At 67.6% G+C, this 25,189-nt stretch carries 23 protein-coding genes, 3 tRNA genes and 1 pseudogene; 14 read left to right on the top strand and 13 right to left on the bottom strand.

Annotated features, from left to right (window positions below):
• Positions 1 to 78: 78 nt before the first annotated feature.
• Positions 79 to 480: pseudogene (locus tag FKQ52_RS16670) on the top strand (methyltransferase domain-containing protein); the annotation flags it as partial.
• A 286-nt stretch (positions 481 to 766) separates the two neighbouring features.
• Here FKQ52_RS16670 and FKQ52_RS11070 read toward each other — a convergent pair.
• Together FKQ52_RS11070 and FKQ52_RS11065 are read right to left on the bottom strand one after the other, a co-directional pair.
• The gene (locus FKQ52_RS11070) at positions 767 to 2,608 is read right to left on the bottom strand and encodes a patatin-like phospholipase family protein (RefSeq protein ID WP_240811633.1); all 1,842 of its coding nucleotides are present in this window, start codon (positions 2,606 to 2,608) and stop codon (positions 767 to 769) included.
• Between the two features lie 130 nt (positions 2,609 to 2,738).
• Entirely contained in the window at positions 2,739 to 3,137 is a 399-nt protein-coding gene (locus tag FKQ52_RS11065) for a DUF1489 family protein (RefSeq protein WP_205750743.1), read from the bottom strand.
• A gap of 328 nt (positions 3,138 to 3,465) precedes the next feature.
• On the opposite strand from FKQ52_RS11065, the gene FKQ52_RS11060 reads away from it, so the two are divergent.
• Positions 3,466 to 3,762, top strand: coding sequence for a putative quinol monooxygenase (locus FKQ52_RS11060; RefSeq protein ID WP_141627231.1), 297 nt, complete (start codon positions 3,466 to 3,468; stop codon positions 3,760 to 3,762).
• 13 nt (positions 3,763 to 3,775) lie between these two features.
• Here the strand turns inward: FKQ52_RS11060 and FKQ52_RS11055 are convergent, their stop codons facing one another.
• From FKQ52_RS11055 to FKQ52_RS11030, 6 genes are all read right to left on the bottom strand, one after another.
• On the bottom strand, positions 3,776 to 4,132 hold the full coding sequence (locus FKQ52_RS11055; protein WP_141627230.1) for a hypothetical protein: 357 nt from the start codon (positions 4,130 to 4,132) through the stop codon (positions 3,776 to 3,778).
• On the bottom strand, positions 4,132 to 6,069 hold the full coding sequence (locus FKQ52_RS11050; protein ID WP_141627229.1) for a biotin carboxylase N-terminal domain-containing protein: 1,938 nt from the start codon (positions 6,067 to 6,069) through the stop codon (positions 4,132 to 4,134). Before FKQ52_RS11050 ends, FKQ52_RS11055 begins: the two co-directional genes overlap by 1 nt.
• A gap of 234 nt (positions 6,070 to 6,303) precedes the next feature.
• Positions 6,304 to 7,209: an enoyl-CoA hydratase-related protein gene (locus FKQ52_RS11045; RefSeq protein WP_141627228.1), complete on the bottom strand. Its 906-nt coding sequence runs from the start codon at positions 7,207 to 7,209 to the stop codon at positions 6,304 to 6,306.
• Entirely contained in the window at positions 7,202 to 7,603 is a 402-nt protein-coding gene (locus FKQ52_RS11040; RefSeq protein ID WP_141627227.1) for a hypothetical protein, read from the bottom strand. Before FKQ52_RS11040 ends, FKQ52_RS11045 begins: the two co-directional genes overlap by 8 nt.
• A complete protein-coding gene (locus tag FKQ52_RS11035) occupies positions 7,600 to 7,965 on the bottom strand; it encodes a hypothetical protein (RefSeq protein WP_141627226.1) in 366 nt (121 codons plus the stop codon). The genes FKQ52_RS11040 and FKQ52_RS11035 overlap by 4 nt, the downstream gene beginning before the upstream one ends.
• Positions 7,966 to 8,040: 75 nt before the next feature.
• Positions 8,041 to 9,633: a carboxyl transferase domain-containing protein gene (locus FKQ52_RS11030; protein ID WP_141627225.1), complete on the bottom strand. Its 1,593-nt coding sequence runs from the start codon at positions 9,631 to 9,633 to the stop codon at positions 8,041 to 8,043.
• Between the two features lie 95 nt (positions 9,634 to 9,728).
• Here FKQ52_RS11030 and FKQ52_RS11025 point away from each other — a divergent pair, with 95 nt between their 5' ends.
• The 4 genes from FKQ52_RS11025 (at position 9,729) to FKQ52_RS11010 (ending at position 14,252) form a co-directional block, all read left to right on the top strand.
• Positions 9,729 to 10,274 (top strand): NADPH-dependent FMN reductase, encoded by a 546-nt coding sequence (locus tag FKQ52_RS11025; protein WP_141627224.1) that lies wholly within the window; start codon positions 9,729 to 9,731, stop codon positions 10,272 to 10,274.
• Between the two features lie 69 nt (positions 10,275 to 10,343).
• Positions 10,344 to 11,708, top strand: a complete 1,365-nt coding sequence (locus FKQ52_RS11020) for an MATE family efflux transporter (RefSeq protein WP_240811632.1) — start codon at positions 10,344 to 10,346, stop codon at positions 11,706 to 11,708.
• Between the two features lie 102 nt (positions 11,709 to 11,810).
• Entirely contained in the window at positions 11,811 to 13,517 is a 1,707-nt protein-coding gene (gene metG, locus FKQ52_RS11015; protein ID WP_141627223.1) for a methionine--tRNA ligase, read from the top strand.
• A gap of 78 nt (positions 13,518 to 13,595) precedes the next feature.
• The gene (locus FKQ52_RS11010; RefSeq protein WP_141627222.1) at positions 13,596 to 14,252 is read left to right on the top strand and encodes a lysozyme inhibitor LprI family protein; all 657 of its coding nucleotides are present in this window, start codon (positions 13,596 to 13,598) and stop codon (positions 14,250 to 14,252) included.
• A 232-nt stretch (positions 14,253 to 14,484) separates the two neighbouring features.
• Here FKQ52_RS11010 and FKQ52_RS11005 read toward each other — a convergent pair whose 3' ends face one another.
• The 4 genes from FKQ52_RS11005 to rlmB are packed head-to-tail and all read right to left on the bottom strand — an operon-like array spanning position 14,485 to position 17,680.
• The gene (locus FKQ52_RS11005; protein ID WP_141627221.1) at positions 14,485 to 15,609 is read right to left on the bottom strand and encodes a glutathionylspermidine synthase family protein; all 1,125 of its coding nucleotides are present in this window, start codon (positions 15,607 to 15,609) and stop codon (positions 14,485 to 14,487) included.
• A complete protein-coding gene (locus FKQ52_RS11000; RefSeq protein WP_141627220.1) occupies positions 15,609 to 15,944 on the bottom strand; it encodes a hypothetical protein in 336 nt (111 codons plus the stop codon). The genes FKQ52_RS11005 and FKQ52_RS11000 overlap by 1 nt, the downstream gene beginning before the upstream one ends.
• 3 nt (positions 15,945 to 15,947) lie before the next feature.
• On the bottom strand, positions 15,948 to 16,790 hold the full coding sequence (locus FKQ52_RS10995) for a TerC family protein (RefSeq protein WP_141627219.1): 843 nt from the start codon (positions 16,788 to 16,790) through the stop codon (positions 15,948 to 15,950).
• 38 nt (positions 16,791 to 16,828) lie between these two features.
• Positions 16,829 to 17,680 carry a 23S rRNA (guanosine(2251)-2'-O)-methyltransferase RlmB gene (gene rlmB, locus FKQ52_RS10990; RefSeq protein ID WP_240811631.1) on the bottom strand — a complete coding sequence of 284 codons (852 nt, stop codon included), beginning with the start codon at positions 17,678 to 17,680 and terminating at the stop codon, positions 16,829 to 16,831.
• 223 nt (positions 17,681 to 17,903) lie between these two features.
• Here rlmB and FKQ52_RS10985 point away from each other — a divergent pair.
• From FKQ52_RS10985 to FKQ52_RS10970, 4 genes are all read left to right on the top strand, one after another.
• Positions 17,904 to 17,987 (top strand) — tRNA-Tyr (locus FKQ52_RS10985).
• A gap of 91 nt (positions 17,988 to 18,078) precedes the next feature.
• Positions 18,079 to 18,152: transfer RNA gene (locus tag FKQ52_RS10980), tRNA-Gly, on the top strand.
• A gap of 51 nt (positions 18,153 to 18,203) precedes the next feature.
• Positions 18,204 to 19,394: an elongation factor Tu gene (tuf, locus tag FKQ52_RS10975; RefSeq protein WP_141626245.1), complete on the top strand. Its 1,191-nt coding sequence runs from the start codon at positions 18,204 to 18,206 to the stop codon at positions 19,392 to 19,394.
• A 195-nt stretch (positions 19,395 to 19,589) separates the two neighbouring features.
• Positions 19,590 to 21,626: a DUF3857 domain-containing transglutaminase family protein gene (locus FKQ52_RS10970; RefSeq protein ID WP_168196838.1), complete on the top strand. Its 2,037-nt coding sequence runs from the start codon at positions 19,590 to 19,592 to the stop codon at positions 21,624 to 21,626.
• 6 nt (positions 21,627 to 21,632) lie between these two features.
• Here the strand turns inward: FKQ52_RS10970 and FKQ52_RS10965 are convergent, their stop codons facing one another.
• Positions 21,633 to 22,190, bottom strand: a complete 558-nt coding sequence (locus FKQ52_RS10965) for a YdcF family protein (RefSeq protein WP_168196837.1) — start codon at positions 22,188 to 22,190, stop codon at positions 21,633 to 21,635.
• A gap of 370 nt (positions 22,191 to 22,560) precedes the next feature.
• Here FKQ52_RS10965 and FKQ52_RS10960 point away from each other — a divergent pair, with 370 nt between their 5' ends.
• The 4 genes from FKQ52_RS10960 to nusG all read left to right on the top strand — a co-directional run bounded on the left by FKQ52_RS10960 (position 22,561) and on the right by nusG (position 25,054).
• A complete protein-coding gene (locus FKQ52_RS10960) occupies positions 22,561 to 23,895 on the top strand; it encodes a hemolysin family protein (protein ID WP_205750742.1) in 1,335 nt (444 codons plus the stop codon).
• A gap of 135 nt (positions 23,896 to 24,030) precedes the next feature.
• Positions 24,031 to 24,106, top strand: a tRNA-Trp gene (locus FKQ52_RS10955).
• Between the two features lie 73 nt (positions 24,107 to 24,179).
• Complete coding sequence (gene secE / locus FKQ52_RS10950; protein WP_141627217.1) at positions 24,180 to 24,470, top strand: preprotein translocase subunit SecE; 291 nt, start codon at positions 24,180 to 24,182, stop codon at positions 24,468 to 24,470.
• A 14-nt stretch (positions 24,471 to 24,484) separates the two neighbouring features.
• On the top strand, positions 24,485 to 25,054 hold the full coding sequence (gene nusG, locus FKQ52_RS10945) for a transcription termination/antitermination protein NusG (RefSeq protein WP_141627216.1): 570 nt from the start codon (positions 24,485 to 24,487) through the stop codon (positions 25,052 to 25,054).
• Positions 25,055 to 25,189: the final 135 nt, after the last annotated feature.

Below are 25,189 nucleotides of genomic sequence, written 5' to 3'. Positions count from 1 at the left end.
TGAGGCAGGCTGTCCGAAACCGCTAATCACCAATCACCTGATCACCAATCACTTGCCCGGCGCCGCTCTCAACGGCCTATGCTCCACCCTATGAGCAACGCCGCAGCCGCCACCCTCTGGGACCCCAAACAGTACAGCCGGTTCGAGGCCGAGCGGGATCGGCCGGCGCTGGATCTGTTGTTGCGGCTGCCGGGCGATCTGGAGCCGCGGTCGATCGTCGATCTGGGCTGTGGCGCTGGGCAGCACGCGGCCCTGCTGAAGCGGCGGCATCCGCGGGCCCATGTGACCGGGCTGGACGCCAGCGCGGCCATGCTGGAGCAGGCGCGGGGGCTGGGAGCCGATGTGGACTGGGTCGAGGGCGATCTGGCCACATGGGAGCCGGAGGGGCCGCTGGACCTGATCTTCGCCAACGCGTCCCTGCAATGGCTGCCGGACCACCGGGCATTGCTGCGGCGGCTGACGGGTCTGCTGGCGCCGGGCGGGGTCATCGCGGTGCAGATGCCGTTGTCGTGGGACACCCTGCATTACCGGGTGATGCGGCAGGTGCGCGGAGAAGGGCCGTGGGCCGACCGGCTGGAGGAGCGGCGGACCATTCAGGCCCTGCTGGACCCGGCGGACTATTACGACGCGCTGGCCGAGCGGTGCGGGGATATCGATATCTGGTCGACCACCTATCTGCACGCCCTGACCGGCGAGGCGCCGGTGCTGGAATGGATGAAGGGCACGGCGTTGCGGCCGCACCTGACGGCGCTGGCGGATGATCCCGCTATGAAGGCCGCCTGGCTTTCGGCGCTTTCCGACGCCCTTTCGCGGGCTTTTCCGCCTCGTCCGGACGGGGTGACCCTTCTGCCGTTTCCACGCCTGTTCCTGATTGCGCGGCGACGGTACGACGACGGCGCAGGCCGGTGACCGGGCCGTCCAGCGCCTCCAGTTCGGCGGCCATGGCGCGGTAGCCGGCGTCGACGGCGGGGCCGTAGGCCTTCCAGTCGCGAATATCGACGCCGTCGGGCGTGGGCTGGACCAGAATGTCCACGATGCCCCGCGACCGCTCGATCTCGGCGTCCGAAGTCAGGGTGGCCGAGCGCATCATGATGGAGACGATGGGCGGACCGCGACGCCAGGCGCCGGTGGCGATCAGCCGCCAGATCGACGGCGGATGCTCGATCATGTGAGGATCGACGCCGCGCGCCTGCGACATGTCGATGCCGATGACCGGCCCGGCGTTCATCTGGCGCATCACCTCGGCGGGCAAATTGTTCAGCACCGCCCCGTCCACCAGCACCTGACGGTCCAGAACCACAGGCGGCAGCAGGCCCGGGATGGCGATGGTGGCGCGCATGGCCCGGCGCATCAGGCCCCGGCGATGGATCTCGATCCGGCCCGAGGTGAGGTTGGTCGAGACCGCGAAGAAGGGCAGGTGCAGGTCGGCCAGGTCGGTGTCGCCGTAGGCGGCCTGAAGCAGGTTATCGACCTTCTTCGCGCGGCTCATGGCCAGCATGGGGAAGGTTATGTCGCTGAGCGGGTCGCTGTCGACGAAGGAGCGTCTGATGCGGTCCTCCAACTCGTCCAGCGTCCAGCCCATGGCCGGACCGGCGGCGACCACCGCGCCCATGGAGGCGCCGCCGACGAAGTCGATGGGCACGCCGGCCTCGCACAGGGCCTTCAGGGCGCCGATGTGGGCATAGGCGCGGGCGCCGCCGCCGGACATGACCACGCCCACCGCCGTGCCGGTGATGACGCGGGCGATGCGGGCGGCGTCGGCGGGATCGCCTTCCATGGCCTGGAACCAGCGGCCCGGCTGGACCGCGTCGATCCACACGGCGGTGTTGTGCGGCCGGGCCATGCGCGGGTCGCGCAGCAGGATCAGGTCGGTGCGGCGCTGGGCGTCCAGAACTCCGGCATGGGGCAGCGGCCGGTTGGGCGGGGCCAGCAGGCACTGGCCGACGACGAACAGGCGATCCACCTGACGGGCGCACAGGGCGGCCCATGCGGGCTCGTCAGCCTCGGCGACGTACAGGACGAAGTCGTGCGAATCCTCGACCCGGCTGAACCAGTCGGCGGCGGAGGACAGGGCTGAGTGGTCGATGACCTGACAGGTGAAGCCGGCGGCTTCGATGGCGGCGGCGATCCGCTCGACGAAGGCGCGGATGGGCCGGGGGCGGGCGGAGATGAAGCCGAAGACGCTGGGCTCGCCGCCGCCGGAGCGCCGGTCGCGGGCGCGCTGGATCATCAGGCGCGACAGCTCGACCATCAGGTCGGGCTCGGTGCGGGCGGCCTCGAAGAAGGCGTCGCGGGGGAGGGCCAGAACCTCGGAATCGCGCAGGGCGACGACGTCGGCGGTGTGCGGGCTGCCCGCCAGCATGGCCATTTCACCCGCCGGTTCGCCGGGGCGGATGACGCCGACGAACTGGGGCGGCTGATCGTTGCTCTCGCTACGGAAGACGCCCAGACGGCCCGCGCGCAGCAGGTAGAGAGTGTCCGCCGGATCGCCCTCGGCGAACAGGGTCTCGCCGCCCGTCAGCGCGAACCAGCTGGCGGGCGTGTTTCCGCCCCGCTCGAAGATGCGGTGCAGGGCGTCGGAGAGCCGGTCGGAGCGAGCGGGGGGCATGGGAGGGATTAGGGACTAGGGATTGGGGATTAGGGAAGGGGTTAGATCAGCTTCGCCGTGAACGGGGAAGGGCGACCTCGGTTCAGCGGCTGCGCCTAATCCCCAATCCCTAGTCCCTAATCCTTCGACTTCACCACGCCCCCAACTCCCGGAGTTCCCGCGCCAGATCATCCGGCAGGTCCGAGGCGTCGGCGGCCGTCAGGTCGGCGGGGGCGTCCTTGGGCTCGAAATAGCGCCACCCTTGGAAGGGGCGGCGGGCGAGGGGGGCGGTGCGGATGACGCGGGGCTCCAGCGTGATCTCGCAGCGGCTCTGGCTGCCTTCGCCGAGCGTCGAGATGTCGAGGATCGGCTGGCGGCACAGGACCGAGCCCTTGATGACCCAGTAGAGGGAGCCGCCGTCCTCCAGCTCCGTCGCGCGTTTGGGTGTCATGCGGGTGTGGACGATGAGCGGCCGGCCGCCCTCGGCGCGCCGCTCCAGCCATTCGACCTCGGAGACGCCGACGCAGAGCTTGATCATGTGCAGGGGCATGGTGGGGATATGGCGCGATGCGGGGCCGGGCGCCAGCGGGGAGGGGCGGGTGTCGGACCGAAAGCTGTGATCGGTAGGGACAGGGCGGGGACGCCAAGTGGCTAGTGGCTAGTGGATGACAGGGACGGCGGTCAGCGCGCGCCGGCCAGGGTCCAAGCCACCCACTAGCCACTAGCCACTAGCCACTTTCCGGGCTCCGGCTCCGCCACTTTCGCGCGAAGGTCAGAGGCTGTTCTGGTGACCGGCGTTAACGTGGGGCTCAGTAGTTTCCCCGTGAAGACAGGGGGGATGCACGGGCGTAGAGGCTGCCGCAACGGAAGGCGACGGCATGTACGGTTTGATCGGTCGGATGACGGCCCGGGCGGGTCAGCGGGAGGCGCTGACGGCGATTCTGCTGGACCGGGTGGCGCTGGGGATGCCGGGGTGCCTGAGTTATGTCGTGTCGCATGATCCGGCCGACCCGGAGGCCATCCGGGTGAGCGAGGTCTGGATCAATGAAGCCGCCCACCGCGACGCCCTGGCCGACGAGGCGGTGAAGACCTTGCTGCGTCGGGGCCTGCCGCTGATCGCCACGTTCGAGGATGCGACCGTGACGACGCCGGTGGGCGGACTGGGGCTGGGCTGAGGGCTGTTCGCGATCAACCGCCTGAAGCCGCCGCGGTCATGACCCGACCCATCTCCTGCATTTCTCCCGCGCAGCGGGTGCGGTTGGCCTCGAGGGCGGCGGTGGGTTCGGTGCGGGCGTAGGCCATCAGACGGTCCACCCATTTGACGTCCGGGGTCCGGCCCTGAAGCCGACCGAGATAGTAGGTGATCCCGGAGGTCAGGGTCAGCCGCGTGGTCTCATTCTGCTCGGCGCCGACCATGGCCGTGAGCAGGGTCATGCACTGAAGGTCCGCGCGATCCGCCGGTTTCAGATCGGACAGGGCGTCGGTCTGGGGCGACGGCGAGGCGGACAGGGCCAGTCCGGCGGCGAAGGCGGCGATCAGGGACATCAGGGCAGGCTTTCAACAGGGGTGACGACGGCGAGGACGACACCGTCGCCCACCTGATCGCCGACGACAACAGAAACGCTCTGAACCACGCCGTCGAAGGGTGCGACGAGAGCGTGCTCCATCTTCATGGCTTCCAGCACCACGATGGGCGCGCCCTTGGCGACCGTGTCGCCCGCGACGGCCGGGGCGGCGACGATCTTGCCGGGCATGGGGGCGCGGAGGGAGCCGTCGGATGCGGGGCCAGCGGCGGCGCCCCTCGGTGAGAGGGATGACACCCTGAACGGGGCACCGCTCTCGAAGTAGATCGTGGTCCCGCGTTCGGGTTCGAAATGCGAATGCTGCGCCGCGATGGCGTCGTCGATCTCGATGACGGTGCGGACACCGTCCACGAAGAGGGTTTGCTTCAAGGACGGTGAGGCGTTCAGGCGAAGGCCAGCCGCCTCGGTCCAGGATTCCCAAGGGGCGAAAGGATCGCGGCCCACACCGTTTATGCCGTCCTCAAAGCGAACCTCCCGCGCGGCGCCCTGCAGGCCGTGGTCACTGAGGGTGAAGGTGGTCAGCACGGCTTCCTCCGCCGCGATGAAGCCGGTGTCGACATCGCCGGAGACGAACCGGGGGTGCTCAAGGCAGTTCACGAGGAAGGCGGCGTTGGTCTTTACCGGCCAGACCTCGACGTCGCCGGCGGCGTCGGCGAGGGCTTCAGCCGCAGCTTCACGCGTATTCCCGTGAACGATCAGCTTGGCGATCATCGGGTCGTAGAACTGGCTGACTTCACCGCCCTGCATGACGCCGGTGTCGATACGGACATCGTAGGCCGCGTAGGGACGACGGGGATCGCCGGGCAGTACAAAATGCTCCAGCCTGCCGATCGACGGCAGGAAGCCGTTGGCCGGGTCTTCGGCGTAGAGGCGGGCCTCCATGGCCCAGCCGTTGATGCCGATCTCGTCCTGCTTCAGCGGGATGGGCTCGCCCGCGGCGACGCGGAACTGCCATTCGACCAGATCGACGCCGGTGATGGCCTCGGTGACCGGGTGTTCGACCTGCAGCCGGGTGTTCATCTCCATGAACCAGATGCGGTCGGCCTTCAGGCCGTCGGAGGCGTCGGCGATGAACTCGATGGTGCCGGCGCCCTGATAGTTCACGGCCTTCGCCGCGCGGACGGCGGCGGCGGTGACGGCGTCACGGGTCGCCTGGTCCATGCCGGGGGCCGGGGCCTCCTCGATGACCTTCTGGTGGCGGCGTTGCAGGGAGCAGTCGCGCTCGTTCAGGTGGACGACCGTGCCGTGGCTGTCGCCGAAGACCTGAACCTCGATGTGGCGCGGGCGGGTGATGTAGCTTTCGATCAGCACGCGCGGGTCACCGAAGGAGGACTGACCCTCGCGGCGGGCCGAGGCGAGGCCGTCGGCGAAGTCTTCCGCGCGGTCGACCTTCTTCATGCCCTTCCCGCCGCCGCCGGCGACGGCCTTGATGAGGACCGGGAAGCCGATCCTGTTCGCCTCGGCGGTCAGGGTTTCGTCCGACTGATCCTCGCCCTGATAGCCGGGGGTGACGGGCACGCCCGCCTCGATCATCAGCTTCTTGGCCGCGTCCTTCAGGCCCATGGCGCGGATCGAGTCCGGCTTCGGGCCGATCCAGATGATGCCCGCCGCCATGACGGCTTCTGCGAAGTCGGCGTTCTCGGACAGGAAGCCGTAGCCGGGGTGGATGGCCTCGGCGCCCGTGTCCTTCGCGGCCTGCAGCACCTTTTCGGCGACCAGATAGGATTCGCGGGCGGCGGCCGGGCCGATCAGCACGGCCTCATCGGCCTCGCGCACATGCAGGGCGTCGGCGTCGGCCTCGGAATAGACGGCGATGGTGCGAATCCCCATCGCGCGGGCGGTGCGGAAGACGCGGCAGGCGATCTCGCCACGGTTGGCGACAAGGACGGATTTGAACATGGGGGTTGTTTAGAGTGGCGCGAGCGAAGGCGCCACATCCGGATGGAACGCGAATGGCAAGTGATTGGTGGTTAGTGATTTGTGGTTCGATGCCGTGGGCGCCGATGCAAGCAAGGCAGACAGCGGCCTTGAACCCGCCACCCACCAATCACCAATCACCAATCACTTCCGACACCTCGGACCGTGCAGCAGCGGGAGCGCGGACGTGGAGGTCCGCGCTCCACGGCGGGTTTCCTACTCCGCCCACTTGGGGGCGCGTTTTTCGAGGAAGGCGGCGACGCCTTCCTGGCCTTCTTCGGAGACGCGGGCGCGGGCGATCCGCTTGGCGGTTTCGTCCATCAGGCCGCCGTCGATCTTGTCGTGAGCGGCGACGTAGTGGACCAGACGCTTGGCGTCGCCCATGGCGCCCGGCGCGTTGCCCGACAGGCTGTCGGTCAGCATGGAGATGAACTCGTCCACAGAGCCTTCCGGCAGGACCATGTCGATCAGGCCCGCGTGGGCAGCGTAGTCGGCGTCGAAGATGTTGGCGGTCAGGAACAGCTGGCGCGCGCGGCGGGCGCCGATGGCCTCGACCACATAGGGGGCGATGGTCGCCGGGATCAGGCCCAGCTTGACCTCGGAGAAGGCGAAGCGGGCGCCCTCGACGGCCACGGCCATGTCGCAGGCGGCCACGATGCCGGCGCCGCCGCCCATGGCCGAGCCCTCGACGATGGCGCAGGTCAGGGCCGGAACGTCATGCAGGGCCTTGAGCATCCGCGCCAGGCTCATGGCGTCGTCGCGGTTGTCGCTTTCCGACCAGCCCGCCGCGTCCTTCATCCAGCCCATGTCGGCGCCGGCGCTGAACGTGCCGCCCGCGCCGCGGATGAAGACCAGACGCACCTTGTCGGCGCCGTGCAGGGTCTCGAAGGCCTCGCGCAGGGCGCCGATGACGGCGGCGTCGAAGGCGTTGCGCTTGTGCGGGCGATTGATGGTGACGAAGACCACGCCGTCGGCGGTCGCGTCGATCTGGACCAGATCATCGTTGGCGTCCGGCGCCGGATCGGCGACCAGCGGATGGGCGATGGCGTTGATCTCGGCGGCCTCGGCGTCGGTGATGTCGAGGGCGTCTTCGGGTTGGGTTTCGGTGGGCTTGTCAGCCATCTTGTTTTCCTTGGGGGCAGCGGTAGGCGACGAACTCGGGACCGTCACCGTAGGTGAAGCTGAGCGTCTGTCGATCATCCGACAGTATCAGGGTGCGGTATGTTTCCTCCATACCGTCGTAGTCCTCGTGCCGGACGTGGATGTTGATGCCGTCCAGTTCGGCGGGGCGGACGGCGAGGACGGTGTCGGCGGCTTCAAAATAAGTGATGAAGCCCGCGTCGATGCTGAGGTTCAGGCCGCTCTCGCGGTCACCGCATTTCGACAGGTCGCTGCTCCAGTCGCCGTGGAAGCGCTCGGGGATGACCGGTGGGCCATTCTGCCCGGAGGCGGCGAGGGCCGGTCCGGCCAGGAGGGCCAGACCGGCGCACAGCAGATGACGGGCGGCCAGTTTCACGCGCCGCAGCGGGCGTAGCGGACGGCGCGTGGACGGGAGTCGCCTTCGATGTTCAGCCACTCGCCGCCGTCGGAACTGCGCCAGATGACCATCTGGATCTCGCGGTCGCCGTCGGCGGATTCGTTGTCCACGAAGACGTGTAGCGAACCGCCGTCGAGGACGTGGGCTGACTTCAGGGTCGAGGTGTCCTCGTAGCCGATGATCTGGCGCGCGTTGATGGTCAGGGCCGTGCCGCTTTCATCGCGATTGCAGGCTTCGGCGCTGAGGTCCCAGCGGCCATGGAAGTCGGCGGGGAAGGTCGGGGTGTCGACCGACGGCGCGAAGGCGGTGATCAGGAGGGCGGCGAACGGGGCGGATATCATGGACGGTTACTCCGGACTGGCGGGAAGGAACTTTACAGTACGCGCGAAGCCGCCTTGGGATGCGCCCGAGCTACATCACATCCGGAACACGCCGAAGGTCGTCTCCGGGATCGGGGCATTCAGGCTGGCGCTGATGGCGAGGCCGAGGACGTCGCGGGTCTGGGCGGGGTCGATGACGCCGTCGTCCCAGAGGCGGGCGGAAGCGTAGTAGGGGTTGCCCTCGTCCTCGTATTTCTGGCGGACCGGGGCCTTGAAGGCTTCGGCCTGTTCGGGCGTCCAGTTGTCGGCGTCGCGGTGGACGGTGGCGAGGACGCTGGCGGCCTGTTCGCCGCCCATCACCGAGATACGGCTGTTGGGCCAGGTGAAGAGGAAGCGCGGGCTGTAGGCGCGGCCGCACATGCCGTAGTTGCCGGCCCCGAAGCTGCCGCCGATCAGGACGGTGAATTTCGGGACTTCGGCCGAGGCGACGGCGGTGACCAGCTTGGCGCCGTGCTTGGCGATGCCCTCGGCCTCGTATTTGCCGCCGACCATGAAGCCCGAGATGTTCTGCAGGAACAGCAGGGGGATCTTCCGCTTGCAGGCCAGTTCGATGAAGTGGGCGCCCTTCTGGGCGCTTTCCGAGAACAGGACGCCGTTGTTGGCGAGGATGGCGACCGGATAGCCCCAGATGCGGGCGAAGCCGCAGACCAGCGACGTGCCGTACAGGGCCTTGAACTCGTCCAGTTCCGAGCCGTCGACGATGCGGGCGATGACCTCGCGCACGTCATAGGGGGCGCGGACGTCGTCGGGGATGATGCCGTACAGGTCTTCGGCGGGCAGGGCGGGCGGGCGCGGCTCGCGCACGTCCAGATCGACGCGCTTCACCGTGTTCAGGTTGGCGACGATGGAGCGGACGATCTCCAGCGCGTGTTCGTCATTCTCGGCGACATGATCGACCACGCCGGACTTGCGGCCGTGGGTCTCGGCGCCGCCCAGCTCCTCGGCCGAGATCACCTCGCCGGTCGCGGCCTTCACCAGCGGCGGACCGGCCAGGAAGATGGTGCCCTGATCCCGGACGATGACGGTTTCGTCCGACATGGCCGGGACATAGGCGCCGCCCGCCGTGCAGGAGCCCATGACGCAGGCGATCTGGGGGATCGACCTGGCCGACATGCGGGCCTGGTTGAAGAAGATGCGGCCGAAGTGGTCGCGGTCGGGAAAGACCTCGGCCTGATGCGGCAGGTTGGCCCCGCCGGAATCGACCAGATAGACGCAGGGCAGGTTGTTCTGCTCGGCGATCTCCTGGGCGCGCAGGTGCTTCTTCACCGTCATCGGGAAGTAGGCGCCGCCCTTCACGGTCGGGTCGTTGGCGACGATCATGACCTCGCGGCCAGAGACCCGGCCGACGCCGCAGATCATGCCCGCGCCCGGCGCCTCGTCATTATACATGCCCCCGGCGGCCAACTGGCCGATCTCGAGGAAGGGGGAGCCGGGGTCCAGCAGGCGCTCGACCCGATCCCGTGGGAGCAGCTTGCCGCGCGAGACGTGGCGCTCGCGGCTGGCGTCCGAGCCGCCGCGCCCGGCTTTCGCCACCTTCTCGTAAAGTTCATCGCGCAGGGCGCGGTTGTGGGCGTCCAGCGCCTTGAAGGCGGCGGAGGCGGTGTCGATGGCGGAGGTCAGCTTCGGCATGGGGTGAGGTTTAGGCGTTGCATCGCGCCCTTGTCCACCGGACCGCGCGGCGCCAGATCAGGGGCAGGACGGCGGTCGTCCCGAAGGAGCCTCCCATGAGCAAAATCGCCTTTATCGTCGGCAGCCTGCGCAAGGGCTCCCTGAATCGGCTAACGGCCGAGGCGCTGATCCGTCAGGCGCCCGAGGGGCTGGAGGGCGTGATCGTCGAGATCGGCGACCTGCCGCTGTACAATCCCGATCTGGAAGAGGCCGCGCCCGCCGCCTGGACCCGGTTCCGCGACGAGATGCGGGGCGTGGACGGGATGGTCTTCGTGACGCCGGAGTACAATCGTTCGGTCCCGGGCGCGCTGAAGAACGCCCTCGACGTGGGCTCGCGCCCCTATGGCCACAGCATCTGGTCGGGCAAGCCCGCGGCCGTCGTCACGGTTTCGCCCGGCGCCATCGGCGGGTTCGGGGCCAACCACCACCTGCGCCAGTCGCTGGTCTTCCTCGACATGCCGACCCTGCAACAGCCCGAGGCCTATATCGGCAATGCGGGCGAGCTTTTCGATGACAAGGGCGAGGTGAAGGTCGAGGGGACCAAGACCTTCCTGACGAGCATCATGGCGGCGTTCGGCAAGCTGGTGGCGAAGCACGGCTGAGCCGGTCAGAAGGAGCGCTTATGTCGGGCGCTCCCAAACCCGGTTGACCCGGCGGCGGGGGCGTGGCCTGTGCCGCGTCCCATGATCGCCCTGAACGACAAGACCCGCGCCACCCTGAAGGAACTGCTGAATCTCGCCTGGCCGGTGGTGCTGGCGCGGATCGGCATCATGACCATGGGGCTGACCGACGCGATCGTGGTCGGCCACTACGCGTCGCGCGAGCTGGCCTATCACTCGCTGGCCTGGGCGCCGTCGTCGGTGGTGCTGACGACCGCCGTGGGCCTGATGATGGGGGTGCAGATCGTCACCGCCCGCCTGCGCGGCGAGGGGCGGCACGGCGAGATCGGCGCGGTGCTGCGCCGGGGCATGGTCTATGCGCTGCAGATCGGGATCGCCGCCATGCTGGCGCTGGCCTTCCTCGGTCCGTGGGTGATGAACACCGTGAGCTTTGAAGAGGGGCTCGGCGCCGGGGCGTCCGGCCCGCTGGTGGTCTTCGCCGTGTCCATGCCCTTCTACCTGATCTCGGTGGCGGCCCAGTTCTTCCTGGAGGGCCTGTCCAAGCCCAAGCCCGGCATGTGGGCCATGTGGGTGGCGAACGGCGTGAACATCGGCCTGAACCTGCTGCTGGTGCCGGACCTGCTGGGGCTGGGCGTCAACGGTGCGGTGGCCTCGGCCTGGGCGACGTTCGGGGCGCGACTGGCGCTGGCGGCCTTCCTCGTCATCTACATCCTGCGTCTGCCCGAGGCGAAGAGCTGGAACCTGTGGAAGCGGCCCGCGCGGGATCGCGAGACCGAGCGGGAGCAGGTCAAGGTCGGGCTGGGCGCGGGCGCATCCAACTTCATCGAGGTCGGCGCCTTCGCCGCCATGACGGTGATCGCGGGCCTGCTGGGCACCAACGAGACCGCCAGCTGGGCCATCGTGATCAATATGTCGGCCATCGTCTTCATGCTGCCGATGGGGCTGTCGTCGGCGACGGCGGTGCTGGTCGGCCGCGCCTATGGCGCGCGGGACCGCGAGGGCGTGCTGCGCGCGGGCTTCGCGGGGATCGGGGTGGTGACGGCGCTGGCGCTGCTGGTGGCCCTGATCATCTGGCCGACGGCGGGGCTGCTGGTGCGCGCCTACACGGTCGATCCGGCCCTGATCGCCATCGCCGGACCGGCGCTGGTGCTGGCCACCCTGTTCTTCGTGGCCGACGGCATCCAGGTCGTCGCCGCGCAGGCCAACCGCGCCGCGGGCGATGTCTGGTGGCCGACGATCATGCATTTCTTCGCCTATGGCGCGATCATGATGCCGCTGGGCTGGGTGCTGGCCCACCAGATCGGCGTCGATGGTCTGGTCTGGGCGGTGATCATCGCCAGTCTGGTGTCCGGCAGCCTGCTGACCGGGCGGTTCGTGAGGGTGGCGCGGCGGCTGCCGCAAGGGATTGGGGAGTAGGGATTAGGGATTAGGTGGGCGGCGGGGTTGCGGTATCGGTTCGCACTCGCCACTAACCAGACTAATCCCTGGTCCCTGATCCCTAGTCCCTCCCCGGAATCCATGTCCCGCATCCTCATCACCTCGGCGCTGCCCTACATCAACGGCATCAAGCATCTGGGGAATCTGGCGGGCTCGATGCTGCCGGCGGACGTGTGGGCGCGGTTCAAGCGCGGGCAGGGGCATGATGTCCTGTACATCTGCGCCACCGACGAGCACGGCACCCCGGCCGAGCTGGCCGCCGCCAAGGCCGGGCAGGACGTGCGCACCTATTGCGACGAGCAGCATGAGATCCAGAAGGCCGCCGGTGAAGCCTTCGGCCTCAGCTACGACTGGTTCGGCCGGTCCTCGAACGAGCCGAACCGCCGCCTGACCCAGCATTTCGCCAAGGTGCTGGAGGAGAAGGGGCTGATCGAGGAGCGGGTCGACCGGATGATCTATTCGATCGACGACGCCCGCTTCCTGCCGGACCGCTATGTGGAGGGCACCTGCCCGCACTGTGGCTTCGTCGGCGCGCGCGGCGACCAGTGCGACAACTGCGGCCGCCTGCTGGACCCGACCGATCTGATCGATCCGTATTCGTCGGTCTCGGGGTCGAAGAACCTCGAGGTGCGCGACACCCGCCACCTGTACCTGCTGCAAACCAGGGTCGAGCAGCCGATCCGTGACTGGGTGGGCACCAAGACCGACTGGCAGACGCTGGCCAAATCCATCGCCTACAAGCACCTTGACGAAGGCCTGATCGACCGTGGCATCACCCGCGACCTGAAGTGGGGCGTGCCGGTGGTCGGGCCTGACGGCGGGCCGCGTCCGGGCATGGAGGGCAAGGTCTTCTACGTCTGGTTCGACGCCCCCATCGAATACATCGGCGCGACCGAGGAATGGGCCAATGCGACGGGCGGCGACTGGCGCAGCTGGTGGCGCACCGACGAGGGCGCCGACGATGTCCGCTACGTCCAGTTCATGGGCAAGGACAACGTCGCCTTCCACACCGTCAGCTTCCCGGCGACGATCATCGGCTCGGGCGAGCCGTGGAAGATGGTCGACCAGTTGAAGGCCTTTAACTGGCTGAACTGGTACGGCGGGAAGTTCTCGACCAGCCAGAAGCGCGGCGTCTTCATGGATCAGGCGCTGGAGCTGCTGCCCGCCGACTACTGGCGCTGGCACCTGACGGCCTATGGCCCGGAGCATTCCGATGCGGCCTTCACCTGGGAGCAGTTCCAGTCGACGACGAACAAGGACCTGGCCGACGTGCTTGGCAATTTCGTCAACCGGATCGTCAAGTTCACCGAGTCGAAGTTCGGCGGCGTCGTTCCGCAGGGCGGGGCGCTGACCGACGTGGATCAGGACTTCCTGAACCAGATCAAGGCCGGGATCGCCGAGGCGACCGCCAATCTGGAAGACATGGAGTTCCGCAAGGCCGCGCAGTCGATCCGCGCCGTCTGGGTGCTGGGCAATGAGTATCTCCAGGTCGCGGCGCCGTGGACGGCGTTCAAGACGGATGTGGAGCGGGCCGAGACCGCGACGCGTCTGGCGTTGAATCTGGTCGCCCTGTTCGCCCGTCTGGCCGCCCCGATCATCCCGGCCTCGGCGGAGAAGATCGCCGCCACGGTCGGCTCGACCGACCTGTCGTGGCCGTCGGCGGACGCGGATCTGTTCAACCTGCTGCCCGTCGGTCAGCCGGTCGCCGCCGCCAGCGTCCTGTTCGCCAAGATCGAGGACGAACAGGTGGCGGAGTGGTCCGCGCGGTTCGGCGGGGCGGAAGCTTAAGCGCTTCATCTGTTCGTAGACGTGGAGCGCGGTGACGCTTGCGGCGTTGCTTCGGGTGAAACCTGAAGAAGGCATTGTATGTTCGCCACCCTCGCTCTCGCCCTGTCGCTGACCACCGCGCCGCAGGTCAGTCAGCCCTCGTTCAACTGCGCGCGCGCCTCGACCCCGGCGGAGCACGCCATCTGCGCCGATGCCCGGCTGGGGCGGCTGGATCGGGGGCTGGCGGATCGCTACGTCGCCGTGCGCGGAGCGATGACGCCGCCGATGCGCGAGGCCCTGACGCGAGACCAGCGGTGGTTCCTCGGCGCCCGCGACGAGTGGCAGGAGAACAGCACGCGCGGCGGTTTCCGCGACTTCCCGGATCTGGCGGCGCGGATGGACGACCGGATCGCCTTCCTGGACCGGCTGCAGACGCGTCCGGCGACCCATATGCAGGGCCTCTGGCGCAATGCGGCGGGCTCGGTCGAAATTCGCACGCTGGAGAAGGGGCAGGTCTCGGTCGATATCAGCGCCGCCTACCCGGTCAACGCCCGTTGGCTGTGCGAGGTCTCGGGCAGGGGGCAGGTCGGAGATCGCGTCATCACCCTCGATGGCGGCGACGGCTGGCGCATCCGCCTGTCGCTGTATCAGGGCTATCTGAAGGTCGAGGAAATCGCGCCGAGCGGGCAGGGCGGTTCGCGTCCCTACTGCGGCGCCAACGGCCATCTGGGCGAGGCTTACTTCCTGACGCGGTGAGCCTGTCGTGCCAAGGATGCCTCTCTGGCGGCGGAGCTGGGCTGGGAAGATGAAGCAGGAAAAGCCGGCCATACAGCCGAAGGCTTCTCAGCCCGCCAGAACGCGGATCGCACTCGAAGACCTGCGCAAGGCCACCGAAGGTCAACGTCTGCAACCGGAGTCAGCCGGTGATTTCATGCGACGAGTGAGAGATGACTACCGCTACTGACGAGGGCTCGTTGCAGGGGCTGTCCTAACCTTCGATCACATGCGGCACGAACCGCGCCGTGTTGCCGGTGATCAGTCCGGCTTCGCGGATGCCCATGCCGACGGCGGCCCCGTCGACGATCCAGCTGCCGATCACCGGGCGATGGCCGTCGAAGTCGGGCAGGTCGTAGAGGCGCTGCCAGACATGGCCTTCGTCGCCGTAGTCGCCGCCGGTGGCCTCGGCCACCTGACCGTCCTTCACAATGGAGATATTGGCGCCTTCGCGAGCGAGGATCGGCTTGCGCGCATGGTCGCCGGGCAGGGGCTCGAAGGCGGCTTCCAGCAGATTGGGGTGGTTGGGGAACAGGTCCCACAGGATCGGCAGCAGGGCCTTGTTCGACCAGATCATCTTCCAGATCGGCTCGATCCAGAGATTGGGCGCGTGGGCGATGCGTGAGCCGTAGCCCTCGCGGACCAGCCATTCCCACGGATAGAGATGGTACAGGGCCTTGATCGGATTGCCGGTCGGATCAGCGAAGCGCAGGCCGGTCCATTCGATGCGGTGGATCGGCACGGGCAGGCTCTGGACGCCGCCCTCGCGGGCCAGATCGGCCATATAGGCGACGGTGACGGCGTCCTCCGCCGCGCCCTCTTCGGCCCAGGTGAAGTGAACGGGCTGGGGCAGGGCGGGGGCGATCTCGCGCCAGCGGGCGATCAGGGCGTCGTGGATGCCGTTGAACTGGTCCTGACCGGGGAAGACGGCCTCAAGCCAGTCCCACTGGATGACCGCCGCCTCCAGCAGGGAGGTGGGGGTGTCGCAGTTGAACTCGAACATCTTCGGCGGGGAGACGCCGTCATAGCCGAGGTCGAACCGACCGTAATTGAGGGCCGGCGGCTCCTCGTTCCACGCCTTCCGGATCAGGGGGACGGCGAAGTCGGGGATGCCGAACCGGTGGAACAGGTTCTGGTCGACGATGTGCTGACCGGCGGTCAGGCACAGCTGGTACAGCTCTTCGGTCGCCTGCTCGATCTGGCGGATCTGACGGCGGTCGAAGCGGTAGCAGGCGGCCTCGTTCCAGTAGGGCTGATCGGCGGCGGTGTGCCAGACGAGGCCGAGGGCCTCGACCCGCTCGCGCCAGTCGGGGCGGGGCGTGAGCGCCTGACGCCGCATCAGCCGCCCGCGGTGCCGCGCGCGGTGGCGCCGAAGCCCCGGCTGCTTTCGGGGGCGGTGTAGCTGCCGCCGGTGGCGCGCTGGCCATAGGCGGTGCGGGCCAGAGCCGCAGCGCCGAAATACCAGAGGGCGGCCGAACCCGCGCCGCCGCCGCTGCGGTGGCAGTTCTCGTCGGGGATACGCGCGCCCGACGGGTCGGTGCAGATGCGGGTGGAGGCCTGCTGCTTCGGCGGTTGTTGCTGACAGGCCGTGATCGACAGGGCCGCCGCCACGCCGGTGGCGAACGACATCTGGCGCACGACGGACTGCAATGGGGTGCGGGGCGCGGTGCTCATGGCTCAGGTCGCCGGAACGGTCAGGGGCGGAGGCTGGTCCGCGGGGGTGGCGCCGGGCTGGGTCAGGCAGGTCGTGCGCCTGGGCCCCTCAGGCTCAGCCTTGCAGAATTTGGCCACCTCGTCGGGCTTGATCTGCAGGAAGGCCGGGATGGCGGCGTTGTGCTGGGCCAGATTCCCGGTGCGGACCACGGTGGCGCGGTAGCCGTCCCAGATCATGTGCAGGGCGACGTAAAGGACGATGACCAGACCGACGTAGCCGATCCAGCGGAAGCGGTGCAGCAGCTTGGCGATATAGGTCGCCGCCACGCCCATCAGGCCGATCGACAGGACCAGACCGAAGACCATGATCCACGGATGCTCGTGCGCGGCGCCCGCGACGGCCAGCACATTGTCGAGCGACATGGTGATGTCGGCGATCATGATCTGGACCAGCGCCGCGCCGAAGGTCTTGCGCTTCAGGCCCAGTTCCTCGGGCGACGGACCGGTGCCGTGCTCGATGCTTAGGGCCAGTTCGAGTTCCTTCTCGGCCTCGGCCTGATCGTGGGTCGCCTGCTCGCGCAGTTCGCGCCACATCTTCCAGCACACCCACAGCAGCAGGCAGCCGCCCGCCAGCAGCAGGCCGATCAGGCCCATCAGCCAGCCCGTCACCAGCGCGAAGCCGATGCGCATGACGACGGCGGCGACGAGACCGATCAGGATGGCCTTCTTGCGCTGCTCCTGCGGCAGGGCGGCGGCGGCCAGACCCACGGCGACGGCGTTATCGCCGGCCAGCACGAGGTCCATCATGACCACCTGACCCAGCGCGGTCAGTTGGGAGCCGAGTTCGGGAGAGCTGAGGAATTCCATGAGCGCTCTCTAGCGTCGGTGCGGCATTCTGTCAGCCGTCATCCCGCCTGTTTTCGCGCCGCCTCATAAAGCGCGATGGCCGCCGCGTTGGAGACGTTCAGGCTTTCGAAGCCGCCGGGCATGGGGATCCTGGCCATGGCCTCGCAGTGCTCGGCCACCAGACGGCGGACGCCGTCGCCTTCCGAGCCCATGACGATAACGGTGGGCTGGGCGTCGAGGGCCTGTTCAAGCGTCAGGTCGGCCGCGCCGTCCAGGCCGATGGCGCGCCAGCCCATGTCGGACAGCTTCTCCAGCGCGCGGCTGAGATTCGTCACGCGGGCGCAGGGCAGGCGTTCGGTCGCTCCGGCCGAGGCCTTGGCCAGCGCGCCGGCGAGCGCGGGGGAGTGGCGGTCCTGCACGACGATGCCCCTGGCCCCGAAGGCGAGGGCCGAGCGGAAGATGGCGCCGACGTTCTGGGGGTCGGTCAGCTGGTCCAGCATGACGATGACGCCTGAGGCGTCTTCGGCGATGTCCTCCAGCGCGACGCCTTCCAGCGGGGCGACCTTGAAGGCCATGCCCTGATGGACCGCTCCGGCGGGCAGCATGCGGGCGAGGGCCGGACCGTCGATGATTTCGGCGCGGTGGCCGTTGGGGGCCAGACGGTCGCGTTCGATCTCCTCGGCGCGGTCGGCGGTGACCAGCAGACGGCCCATGCCCTTGCGCGACGGGTTGGCGAGCGCGGCCAGAACCGGGTGACGACCCCACAGCCAGTTGTCGGCGTCGACCCTGTTTCCCCGCGGAGCGCGGTTCGACGAAGCGGGCGTGGAATCACCTCGGGGCGACGAACCGCGCTCGGGGCTCCAGTCGCCGCGATTATTTCCTTTGCCGCCCTGAGGGGCGGACCCGCTCAAACGCCCGCCGGGCCTGCCGGAAGGGGCCGCTTTCTTGCCCGATTTCCGGTCATTGCGTTCTGAAATTCTCGACACTATAAGACGCCCTCCGATTTGGAGCCCTGAGGGCTTTCGGGTCTGGCGCACCTCCTATCCCAGGCGGTCGCGGATCACGAGAGGCTTTATCGCGGCGGGAACCGAAAGGTCCCTGACGAGATGGTCCGTCGGTTTTGAAAAGCGCGCTGGGGGAATGTCCCGAGCGGCAAAGGGGGGGGACTGTAAATCCCCTGCGTAAGCTTCGCAGGTTCGAGTCCTGCTTCCCCCACCACGCGCTTTCGAAACGAGGGACCGGACCCCATATCGGGTCGGCTGCGGAGGTCCTTCTCTTCTTCGGAAGATGGGCCCGACGCAGTCTCCGCGCGGGTATAGTACAATGGTAGTACAGCAGCCTTCCAAGCTGAATATGTCGGTTCGATTCCGTCTACCCGCTCCAGAATTCTATCGCTGATCCATCGCCCCCTTCCGGGCCACAGGAGTTTTGGCCATGGCCAAGGAAAAGTTCGAACGCACGAAGCCGCACTGCAACATCGGCACGATCGGTCACGTTGACCACGGCAAGACGACGCTGACGGCGGCGATCACGATGACGCTGGCGAAGGCCGGCGGCGCCAAGGCGATGAACTACGCCGACATCGACGCCGCGCCGGAAGAAAAGGCCCGCGGCATCACGATCAACACGGCGCACGTCGAGTACGAGACGGCCAACCGTCACTACGCGCACGTCGACTGCCCGGGTCACGCCGACTATGTGAAGAACATGATCACCGGCGCCGCCCAGATGGACGGCGCGATCCTGGTGGTTTCGGCCGCCGACGGCCCGATGCCGCAGACGCGCGAGCACATCCTGCTGGCCCGTCAGGTCGGCGTTCCGGCTCTGGTCGTGTTCATGAACAAGGTCGACCTGGTCGACGACGAAGAGCTGCTCGAGCTGGTCGAGATGGAAGTGCGCGAGCTGCTGTCGTCGTACCAGTTCCCGGGTGACGAGATTCCGATCACCAAGGGCTCGGCCAAGGCCGCGACCGACGGCGTGAACCCGGAAATCGGCGAACAACGCGTTCTGGCGCTGATGGAAACCGTCGACGCCTACATCCCGCAGCCGGAACGTCCGGTGGACCTGCCGTTCCTGATGCCGGTGGAAGACGTCTTCTCGATCTCGGGCCGCGGCACCGTGGTGACCGGTCGCGTCGAGAAGGGCATCGTCAAGGTCGGTGAGGAAGTCGAGATCGTCGGCATCCGTCCGGTCCAGAAGACGACCTGCACGGGCGTGGAAATGTTCCGCAAGCTGCTGGATCAGGGTCAGGCCGGTGACAACGTCGGCGTTCTGCTGCGCGGCACCAAGCGTGAAGACGTCGAGCGCGGTCAGGTTCTGTGCAAGCCGGGTTCGATCACCCCGCACACCAAGTTCCAGGCCGAAGCCTACATCCTGACGAAGGAAGAGGGCGGCCGTCACACGCCGTTCTTCACCAACTACCGTCCGCAGTTCTACTTCCGCACGACGGACGTGACCGGCATCGTGCACCTGAAGGAAGGTGTCGAGATGATCATGCCCGGCGACAACGCCGAGCTGAGCGTCGAGCTGATCACCCCGATCGCCATGGATCAGGGCCTGCGCTTCGCCATCCGTGAAGGCGGCCGCACCGTCGGCGCCGGCGTCGTCGCAAAGATCATCGAGTAATCGACGGTCCCGCAGCGCCAACGCTCGCGACGCGGTCGCTCGCTTCTTGAGCGCATGAGCCTCAAGCCGTGAGCGTCCGCGAGCCGAACACAGGCTGACAAAAAGAGACGGCCCCCGGAGCGATCCGGGGGCCGTTTTCTTTGGCCTTCTCAACAGACCATGCTTTCGCCTATCGTGGGTTGGGGGATGTGTTCCATGAGTTACGATAGTCCTGTCTCGCCCCGGTCGCGGCTTGAGTTCGCGCCGGCGCCGGCCAGCTTCGAGTTGGTCCCGGCCAGGATGGAGGGGCGTGATCCGCGGGATCTGACCTCGGGCGGGCTTTGCCACTGGCTGTCGCAGAGCCAGTTCGACCTGACGGGACCGGAGCCGGTCTACACCAGCCGCAACATCGTGCAGGTGACCGGCAGCGAGGGCCTTCAGCCCGCCGCCTCCGTCAGCGTTCACTTCAATCCCGAGTACGAACGCGTCGTGATCCACGCGGTGCGCGTCCACCGTGACGGCGCGGTCCGGGAGGCGGGCCGCCCCGAGGCCTTCGAGGTCATCCAGCGCGAACTGAACATGGAGCGGGCCGTCTACGACGGACGGATGACCGCCCACATGGTCATCCCCGACATTCGCGAAGGCGATGTGGTCGAGACCATCCTGTCCGTGATCGGCGCACCGCCCGCGCTGGGCGGCCTGTTCAGCTGGTCCTTCATCCTGCAGTGGAGCATCCCGGTCGTGGAGACGCGATGCACCCTGCGGGCGCCGACGGATCGGAAGCTGGCGCTGCACTCCACCGGCGCGCCCGTCACCACTCGCGACACCGTCGAGGGCGGAGTGCGGGTGCTGGAGTGGGAGGCGGTGGACGCGGTCCCGATGACCATTCCGCAAGGAACGCCGCATTCGTGGAACGGGTATTCGAGCGGTCACATCGCCGACGATGTGGACTGGTCGGCCATCGCGGATGTGTTCCGGCCCTTCTATGAGGCCGTCACCCTGCCGGAGGGGCTGGCGGCTGACGTCCGCGCCCTTGAGGCCGCGCATCCCAAGCCCGCCGCCCGCATTCCCGCCGCCTTGCGGATGGTGCAGTCGATGCTGCGCTATCATTCGGTCAGCATCGGGGAGGGCGGCTATCGCCCGCGCCCGCTGGAGACGATCTGGGAGACCCGCTACGGCGACTGCAAGGATGCGTCACTGCTGCTGACCGCCGTGCTGCGGACAATGGGGATCGACGCCGTCTGCGCGCTTGTGAACACGATGCGGGGCGAGGAACTGCCGCAGGGACTGCCGCATGTGCTGGCGTTCAACCACTGCATCGTTCGGGTGCGGCTGAACGGCGGAACGCTGTGGCTGGATCCGACCATGTCGCCGCAGGCCGGCGATCTGGAGCATGTGACGCGCGCCATGTTCGATTTCGCCCTGCCGCTGGAGGCGGATGCGAAGCTGGAGGCGATGCCCCGCGCCAGGCTGCGCACCACCAATACGTTCGAGGAAGTCTGGGACATTCCCGCCAACGCCGCCGAACCGGCCGAGCTGACCCTGACCACCACCTACCGGAGCTGGCGCGCGGACGGGGTCCGGCACTGGCTGGGGAACCAGAGTCGGGACGGCGCCGCGCGGTCCATGCGTGAGGGGCTTGAGCGGGAAATCCACTCGCCCCTGACCGCCCTGGCGGACCACGAGGTGCGGGATGATGCGGTCGAGAACGTCCTGACCGTGATCGAGCGCTATCGCGTAAGTGAGCCGTTCGCCAACCGGGACAACGGCGCCCGGGTCTTCATCTCCCGCGATGATGTGGTCGGCCCGCATCTGATGGAAATCTCGGGTAGCCGCTCGACGCCGCTGGACATGGGACTGCCGCGCCGCATCGAGACGCGCCGGGTGTTCCGCTTCGCCCGTCCGGTGGACATCACACCTTGGCGGATTTCCGCGCGCGGACCGGTGGGCCTGTATCTGGAGAGCAGCTTCGAGTGGACCAGTCCGCGCGAGGGGCTGCATCAGATCATGCTGGTCGTTCCGGGCGACGACGTGCCGGTCGAGGCGATGGAGGCGTACAAGGCCTTCGTCGAGAAGGCGCGCGGAATGAACGGCATCACCTTCCCGGTGCAGGGACCGGATGTACCGGTCTCGAACCGACGCTCCGGCAGGGCGGGGGATGAGCCGAGCGGAATTCCCTGGGCCTGGGTGGCGGTGATCGCCTTCGTCCTGATCAGCGCCCTGATCCGGCAGTTGATGGCCGCCGCTGGCTGACGGCGACTACCGCAACAGATAGCTCGCATAGCCCGGGACCTCGCGAGCGATGGCGTAGAGGTCGCGCGGCTCGAAATAGTCAGGGTGGGCCGACCCGACGCCGGGCAGGCCTTCCTGCGCGAACGCCAGCCTGGTGCGCGGGATGTGGAAATACTGGCTGACCACGATGGCGCTGCGCAGGTCATGGGCGCGCATCAGGGCGGTCGCGTTGCGGGCGGTGGCGCGGGTGTCGACGCCCTGGTCATCGACGATGACCGCGGCGTCCGGCACGCCCTGTGAGACCAGCCAGCGCTTCATCGCCGTGCCCTCCGGCACGCCCTCGATCCCCGTGCCGCCACTGACCAGAATCCGGGGCGTGACGCCCGCCCGGTAAAGCTCCAGCGCCCGACCCAGACGGGCGGCGAGGCGAGGGGAGGGCGTTCCGTCCGGATTGACCTTCGACCCCAGAACCACGGCGACGTCGCTCGGACGAACCTCGTCGGTCAGGCCGTCCGCAACGATCAGACCGGCGCAGAGCGTCAGGGCGGCCGCGCCGGCGACGGCCGTTCCAATGATCCAGCGCATCAGGCTTCGCATGGCCTTCTCTTTCTATCCGGTCGCCGTTCGCCTGTGGGGGGATGTGGCGCTGTGAACGCCGCAACCGGCGGCAGGCGCCGCCTTGTCCGTGGTCGAATCCTGGCCTCTTGTGCGCGAGAGATTGTTAAGGTTTCGGTAACCCTCATGCGTCGCGCACTGCACATCGGTCTGTTCATCGGCGTCCTGATCGGGATGGCGGCCTGCGCCGCCGCACGCCCGGATCAGGCCCCATCGGGCGTGGCCATAAGCGCGCAGGCGGACTGAATTTCAGCAAAACCGTGGCGGTCAGGGCGAAACGCCCTTATCATCACCCCTGCGGACGCCGTTTGTTGCGCCGCGCTGGTCCTCCTCCCCCTAGATGTTAGCCATCGCAATCGCCGTCGTTCTGCTCCTTGTGGTGCTCAACGGCGTTTTCGCCATGACCGAACTCGCGGTCGTCTCGTCGCGGAAGTCAAAACTCCAGAGCCGCGCGGAGCGGGGAGACCGGGGCGCGCGCGCCGCACTGAAGCTGGCCGAAAACCCGACCCACTTTCTGTCGGCTGTGCAGGTCGGCATCACGGCCATCGGCATTCTGGCGGGCGCCTACGGTCAGGCCGCCATCGCGGGCGAGCTGAACCACATTCTCGAAACGACGATCCCGGCCGTCGCGCCGTGGTCGGAGGCCATCGCGACGGCCATCGTCGTTGTGTTCATCACCTATGTGTCGCTGATCGTCGGCGAACTGGTGCCCAAGCGGATCGCGTTGATCTTCCCGGAGGCCGTGGCCGCCAAGATGGCCGGGCCGATTTCGACCCTGGCCCTGGTGCTCAAGCCGTTCGTCCTGCTGCTGACGGCCTCGACCTCGGGCATCCTGAAAGTGCTGGGCGTCAAGGATCGCGACGGTTCGGACGTTACCCAGGAAGAGGTGGAGACCATGATCGCCGAGGGCACCTCGGCTGGTCTGATCGAGCCGGAAGAGCAGGAGATGATCGAGGAGATCCTGACGCTCGGCGACCGCCCCATCCGGGTGGCCATGACCCCGCGTCACGAGGTTTTCTGGATCGCGCTGGATGACACCGAAAAGCAGCTGCGCGAGGAAATCCGCACCTGTCCCTATTCGCGGATCGTGGTCGCGCGTGAGAACGACGTCGATAACCCGCTGGGCGTGGTGCACAAGAAGGACCTGCTGGACAGCCTGCTGACCCACGGCAAGTTCGATGTCGAATCGCTGGTCCAGACCCCGGCCTTCATCCCGCAGTCGACGTCCGTGCTGAAGGCGCTGGAGATTCTGAAGTCTTCCAAGGTTCACATGGCCTTCCTTGTGGACGAATTCGGTGCGTTCGAGGGCGTGGTGACCGCCACCGACCTGCTGGAAATGATCGCGGGCGATTTCGACGAGGGTCACGACGAGGCCGAGGCCTATATCCGTCAGCGCGAGGACGGCACCTGGATGGTGGACGGCCAGACCGACCTTGAGGAGCTTTCCGACGAACTGGGCGAGGATTTCGGCGAGGCCGAAGGTTTCCACACTGTCGCCGGTCTGGTGCTGCATCAGCTGTCGCGCGTCCCCGACGAGGGCGAAGTGCTGCAACTGGGGCGTTTCGAGGTCGAGGTCATCGACATGGACGACCGCCGGATCGACAAGCTTCTGTTCCGTGAAGTGGTCGGCAAGTCTGATGAGGCGGAAGCCGTCGCGGCCCATCAGGAGGACTGATCCGCAGTCTTCTTGCGTCGATATGCCTATTCAGCGGTAACTGCGCTTGAAAACGGCGGCGGGGTGGGGCATAGCCCCGCCTCTGGCGAAAGCGAACGCGGTCGGGACACCCCGACGTCTTTGACTTTCTGCTCCAGGAGTTTAGCTCAGCTGGTAGAGCACCGGTCTCCAAAACCGGGGGTCGTGGGTTCGAGTCCCCCAACTCCTGCCATTTTCCCCCTGTCGGAACCGGATGGGAGTTCCCATCTGGTTCCGACAGGCTTGATTGTTTGAAGAGACGCCGCATGGCCAAGGCCAAGACTCCTTCGGGACGCCGCCCCCAGACCGCTCAACCGGCCATCGCCGGCAGCGCCGTCTCGGCTGACGCCCCGGCCCCGAAGAAGCGCACGTCGATCCCGCAGTTCATCAGCCAGGTCCGCGCCGAAGGCCGCAAGATCGTCTGGCCGAGCCGCAAGGAGACGTGGATCACCTCGGTGATGGTCTTCATCATGGTGGCGATCGCCACCGTCTTCTTCGCCGTTGTGGACTTCGGCCTGACGCGCCTGTCGCAGGTCGTCCTCGCGATCGGCCAGTAAGAGAGACTGACCCAATGACCGACGTCGCCAAGCCCGCCAATCCGCGCCACAAGTGGTACATCGTCAACGCCTACTCGAATTTCGAGAAGAAGGTGGCCGAGCAACTGCGCGAGCAGGCCAAGCAGCAGGGCCTCGAGGATAATTTCTCGGAAATCCTGGTCCCGACCGAAGAGGTCGTGGAAGTGCGCCGCGGCCGCAAGGTGAACTCGGAGCGCAAATTCTTCCCGGGCTATGTCCTGGTGAAGATGGAGATGACCGACAACGCCTACCACCTGGTCAAGAACACCCCGAAGGTCACCGGCTTCCTGGGCGCCGCGGGCGGCACCAAGCCGCTGCCGGTCTCGGAGCGTGAGGTCCAGCAGATCGTCGGTCAGGTGGAAGAGGGCGTCGAGCGTCCGAAGCCCACCATCCGCTTCGACATCGGCGAGACCGTCAAGGTCATCGACGGCCCGTTCGCCAGCTTCGACGGCCAGGTCGAGAGCGTCGACGAGGAACACGCCCGTCTGCGCGTGGCCGTGTCGATCTTCGGCCGCCCGACCCCGGTGGATCTGGAGTACAATCAGGTGGAGAAGGTCGCGGCGTAAGCCACGGTCTCACCATGGATTTCGCGGCGGCGGCCCCCACCGAAAGGTCGGGGGTCGCCGTTTGCAATTCAGCCCCCCGTCCGCTATACGCGCGCCTCGCTCTGAACAGGGCGGCGCGAGCAATCGCGTAAATCC

Source organism: Brevundimonas sp. M20, assembly GCF_006547065.1.
Classification (GTDB): Bacteria; Pseudomonadota; Alphaproteobacteria; order Caulobacterales; family Caulobacteraceae; genus Brevundimonas.
Note: the sequence above shows the minus strand (reverse complement) of the source record. Positions and strands in the feature narration are given on the sequence as shown.